Here is a 5,057-nt window from a genome sequence, read left to right as displayed (position 1 = left end):
ACGACACTATGAACGAGGACGCGGTCGCGGCAGCGAGTAAATACGATCTTGCAGTTCGGGGGCTAATGGCTCGACTAACGGATCTCGGGAACACGGTCCTAATTCCTCTAATGGAAATCTTAGGAAGCGTGATCGGCTCGTTTAATGATTTCTGGGACATGCTCGGAGACAACGAGAACAAAATCGACACGTTAACAGACTCGCTCGAAGAAAATAAAACAGCATTGGCAGGCCTTGAGAAGCTAAGAGAGGACGCAATCGCCAAAGGCTACAGCCAAGAGCAGATCGACGGCTACGATCGAGAAATCAAGGCCCGAAAAGAAAACATTGCGGTTATCAAAGAAGAAACAAAAGCCGTAAAGCAAGAGCAAGAAGCGAAAAGGCTTTCGACGTCCTCTCCACTTGGCTCGATCAAAGTAGCCAATACAAAGGGCCAGGAGTCCGACGAGGTCAAGCAAGTTAAAAAGGCAGAAAAAGCCAAAACAAAAACCATTGATCGAGAGGCGGAGCGCCGCAAGCGAATAGCAGAGGAAGAAGCCCGACGACAAAGCGAGGTTTTTGGGAACATGGTCGGGGACTCTATATCCAATGCCGAAAGCCTATCCGGCGTCGTCGATAACATGTATTCGAACATGACTCGCGCAATGATGGGTTATGTTGGCGATTGGGTAGCGCAACAGATCAACATGAGAGTTGTTGCGAACCAGTCGACCCAGGCCGAGGGCGCGCGAAAAGTTGCAGAGGGTACGGCCACGGCCAACAGTGCGGCGGTTAAGTCTTACGACTCCCTGGCGGCAATCCCGATCATTGGTCCCGCTCTAGGCTTTGCGGCCGCCGCCGCTTCCTGGGCTTTCTCTTTGCCTCTTATTGCCAACATCAAAGCCGCGTTTGGTGGTGCCGCTCACGGCGGTTTGACCAACGTTCCTAACGAACAAACCTACTTACTACAGCAAGGCGAGCGCGTACTTTCCCCACGTCAAAACCAGGACTTAACCTCTTATTTGAATAGTGGCGGACGAGGCGGCGACAACATTTCTATAAACGTAAACGCTAACAACATGAGCCCGGATGCGACAGCCCGAGCGATTGAGCGCGCGCTAAAGCGTAAGAACAAACGAACGGACCGCGCAGTCTCTCAAGCGGGGACGCGTGGCCGCCGCAACCTGGGGGCCGCTTATGCCTAGTATTCCGGATTATGGTTGGCAGGAAGTAAATTTGACGTCTCAATCCTCGACACTGATCGGGGAGTCCTTGAGCCTACGTCGACACAAGCGGGCTCTACCCGCTCACCGTTGGCAACTTGAATTTACTACGCCGCCACTAGATACCAATGATCACCGCAACTTTTTCTCATTTATGGCGAAGTTGCGCGGGCAATACGGATCATTTTCTTTCATTCATCCTATCTACTCGCACCCGCGCGGGGACGTCAAAGACAAGCTAACAGTCAAGACGGCCACGCGTCCGGGATCCCTTGAGATTGTGGTCACAGGGGGCGCAGAGGGCACGTTTTTAGAAGACGGGGACCTAGTCACTTTTGACAAGGGCGCCAAGGTTTACCAGTTGGCCGCGCGTGCGACATTTAACGCCGCGAAAGAGACAACGCTCAAGTTGAACCAATCCCTAATAACAACCGTGGAAGCGGCAGAGGGCGTAACTTACGACCCCGTTCCTTTCATCCTTTCGCTAACCGACGACGAAATCTCAGTCGAGATCATCGGGTCGGACGGGCGCCTCGTCGAGTTTACGATCGTCGCAGTGGAGAACATTTAAATGCTAAATGATGCACCTCAAGTGCTAAAGGACGCGCTCAAATCGGGCGCGTTTTTTTATGCCGATATAGTCGAGATTAACCTCGGCGATGTATACGATCAGGGCTCGGATACATTTTTCCGCTACACAACGGCGGGTCACGATATCTCTTTCGATAGCAAGCTTTATAAGGCGGGTGGCATCCTACTGGAAGCCGGGCAGATATCGAGAAAGACCGGAAACACCCCGGACAATATCGACCTGGTTTTCTCAGCAACCGACGACACTTTGGTCAAGGCGATTCAGGCGCACAAGTACAATAACAAGCGTTGCACGATTAGCCGCGTTGTGTTGGATGGTTCGTCGATCGTTGGTGGTTACGCGATCCCGGTACGCTCCGCCGTTGCGGTAGCGCATGACATAGATTTCACCAGTAACGAGCCTACAATCACGCTCATTTGTGACACGGTCCTCGGAGCGTTTAACGAATCTAACGCCTATTGGTTGACGGACGCAGATCACCAACGCCGACACCCTGGCGATCTATCGTTGAAACACATTAACGAGATGCGCCGCATTCAAGGCGGCGGCGAGATTGTTTACAACACTGACAACCCGGAGGGCGTGATCTCTCCAGAGGCGGCCCACATCATTTATGGTCGTCGAGAGGTAGAGCTCAAGCACTTAAACCGGATCTATCATTACAAGGGCCAAAACAAACCATTTGGACGTGATAACCGTTGGTATGTGACAAACTTTGTTTTGTTGGTTTCGCACGGCGTTATGGAAAACGTCGACATGGCAAACCTAAAGTTTAACGGCAACCGATTAAACCTTAAAAAGAGCGGGAGCCACTGGGCTAACGGCGCTTGGTATGCCTACGTAAGAGACGACACCAACAACAGCAAAGATGCACTAGACGATCCAAACCTGGCATTTATGCAGGGTTACAACGGGGAGCAGATCAGACCGCGACTAAAGGGCTTGTTTAATAAGGGCATGACGGTTATTTACTTGCGTCACGTCCAAAAGCAGCACCAAGAAGACGGCTACAAAGGTTGGTTAAACAAAGCGTATACGTTCACGGCTCCAGTGAAAGGCCGCGCCGTTTACAACCCGCTCAATGGGAAAACCGAATACTCAACAAACCCGGCTCTCCAGTTGGCCGACTTCCTAGCCGATCCGAATTTCGGGGGCGGCAAAGTAGGGATCGACGTAAACGAGGACAGCGTCAAAGACGCCGCCAGATACTACGAAAACATTACCTATAAAATTGATGGTGTGGATCAGATTTCGAATATTGAGTCTCATCAAATCATTTCAACCGCCGAGCCTTATTCCAAAGTTTTCGACCTGTTCGAATCGACGGCCCGCCTAAAAATCACAGACTACACAGGCGAGATCCGTCTCGTTCCCGAGAAGCCGGAAACCCCCTCGCTAGATTTCACCACAGATGATCTAATCGATGGGATCACCATCGAGGGCGGACAGCTAACGGACCGAGTAAACCGCCAGGTTTTGACGATTCAAACGCTAGTTACACAAGGCGACAAAGTCGAGTCTGTAAACTTTGATTGTATTTTCCCTCAAGACACCACCAAAGGCCGAGAGCTTTACGAAAGGTGGCTGAAAGAGGACGGCGGCCGCCCGTTGGAATCCTCAGAAAATGCGGAGTTTATCGACTCTACAGAGTTAGGGCTCTATCACGCCGCAGTATTGGCGAGAAAGTCTCGAAACATCGATACAGCAGAGATCAGCCCGCCGCCTATATCTTGGCTCCTGGAGCCTTACGACGTGATCACGATTACCGACGAAATCACAGGGCAGAATAAAAAAGAATGGCGGGTTATTGAGATCAGCGAGGAAGACGGCCAAACGTCGCTTAATCTCGAAGAGTACGACGCGATCGTGTACTCCCCGGACCTGGAGGCCGTCACGCCGCCAGAAATGCCGCCGGACATTCCGGAGATTAGTCCGATCCCTAATGTGTCTAACTTGACGTTTAAGGCTATGCCAAGCGACAACGCCGACGCGCAATATTATCAAGCCGTCGCGAATTGGGACGAAATAACGGACCCACAACTCTCGCACTACGTTGTAAGGGTTTGGAACGGCGAGCCAGAAACGGCAACGCCGAACGCAACAGAACACCCGTTCAAAAACTACACCCAGAAAGTAACGACGAATCAGCACCTAGTTACAGGGTTAAAGGGTGGTGAGATTTATACGATCCAGGTTGACGCAGTGAGCCAGAGCGGAGAAATCAGCGACGGCAGCGAAGCGGCAACGCTACAGATTGGCAAGCCAAACCCGCCGGACAGTGTCATTTGTGATGTTGGCGCATACTCGATCGGATTAATTCCACAGTTCAAACAGGGCAACGCCCCGGCCGCGCTTGAGGATCTTAGATACCGGTTTTTATACAACGCCACTAATGATGTGAATACCGCGCAGTTTTTCGGACTGGGGGCACAGGCTACAAAAGACGGTTTAAGACCGAGCAAAATACACCACTTTTGGATCTATACGGTCACACCCCAGGGCGAGAGCGAGACGCCATTTTATCAAGAAGTGACAACCGATGATTCTGATCTCGTGAACCAGATAACGAGCGTTGTTAAATCAGCTAAGGGCTTTACTTGGCTGCAAACCATAGATAAAACCAAGTGGCTACCAGACAACGACCCGATCACGGTTGAGTGTGATTTCACGGACTCAAAAACCACATGGTCGACAGCGGTCGAATGTACGCTAGACCCTAAATTCGGAAGCATTACGGCAACCCCTACCAAGACCGATCCGGCGATCGATATTCGCGTCAAGTACCCGGGAACCTCCGCAATACTGATCGAGTGGGAGCACACCGCGAGCAAAACCGTTAGGGCTCAAACTGTAACCGCGATCCCCTCGGGCTCGGATGGGGCAGACGGCGAGGGAGGCACGTCCGGCGCTATCACATTAGATAATTCTAATTCATGGGTTAAGGGGCCAAACGGCGGGGCGTGGCTGCCTCAAAAACGTGAAACAAACGCGGTTGTCGAATTTAAGGCCGGGACGAAAATCGACCGAGCCAAGGTCCAGGCGAAACGCGTAGACGACGCGGGAAACATCGAGATAACCAAGACTGAAACACACCCAGACATTACGATCAATGTGAGGAACAGCCCGAGCACTTATCCGAGCGTGGACTTTATCCACACAAGCGGCGCCGGGGAAAATGTCTCGTTTGTTTCGATTATTGGGGGTGATAAAGGGGACGAGGGTTCGGCGGGTCAGGTGCTGACCTTGCTTTCCCTTCTTGATTG

General features: G+C 51.8%; 3 protein-coding genes. All 3 read left to right on the top strand.

All coding sequences use genetic code 11. The annotated features are described in order from the left end of the window. Positions 1 to 1,184: hypothetical protein (locus AC6R05_RS06435; RefSeq protein ID WP_500646934.1), on the top strand; the 1,184-nt coding region annotated here is incomplete at its 5' end. Next, the gene (locus tag AC6R05_RS06430) at positions 1,177 to 1,773 is read left to right on the top strand and encodes a hypothetical protein (RefSeq protein ID WP_500646933.1); all 597 of its coding nucleotides are present in this window, start codon (positions 1,177 to 1,179) and stop codon (positions 1,771 to 1,773) included. The genes AC6R05_RS06435 and AC6R05_RS06430, both read left to right, overlap by 8 nt. After that, positions 1,774 to 5,057, top strand: a 3,284-nt coding sequence (locus AC6R05_RS06425; protein WP_500646932.1) for a baseplate hub domain-containing protein, incomplete at its 3' end; no start/stop codon positions are given.

Source organism: Vibrio sp. R11-SG3-ISO9, from assembly GCF_059834255.1.
The sequence above is the reverse complement of the archived record's forward strand: the minus strand, read 5'-3'. Positions and strand labels throughout refer to the sequence as shown.

Bases quoted from the DNA above. Each gene is read 5' to 3' on its own strand.
- AC6R05_RS06430 (WP_500646933.1), top strand. From the start codon at position 1,177: ATGCCTAGTATTCCGGATTATGGTTGGCAGGAAGTAAATTTGACGTCT.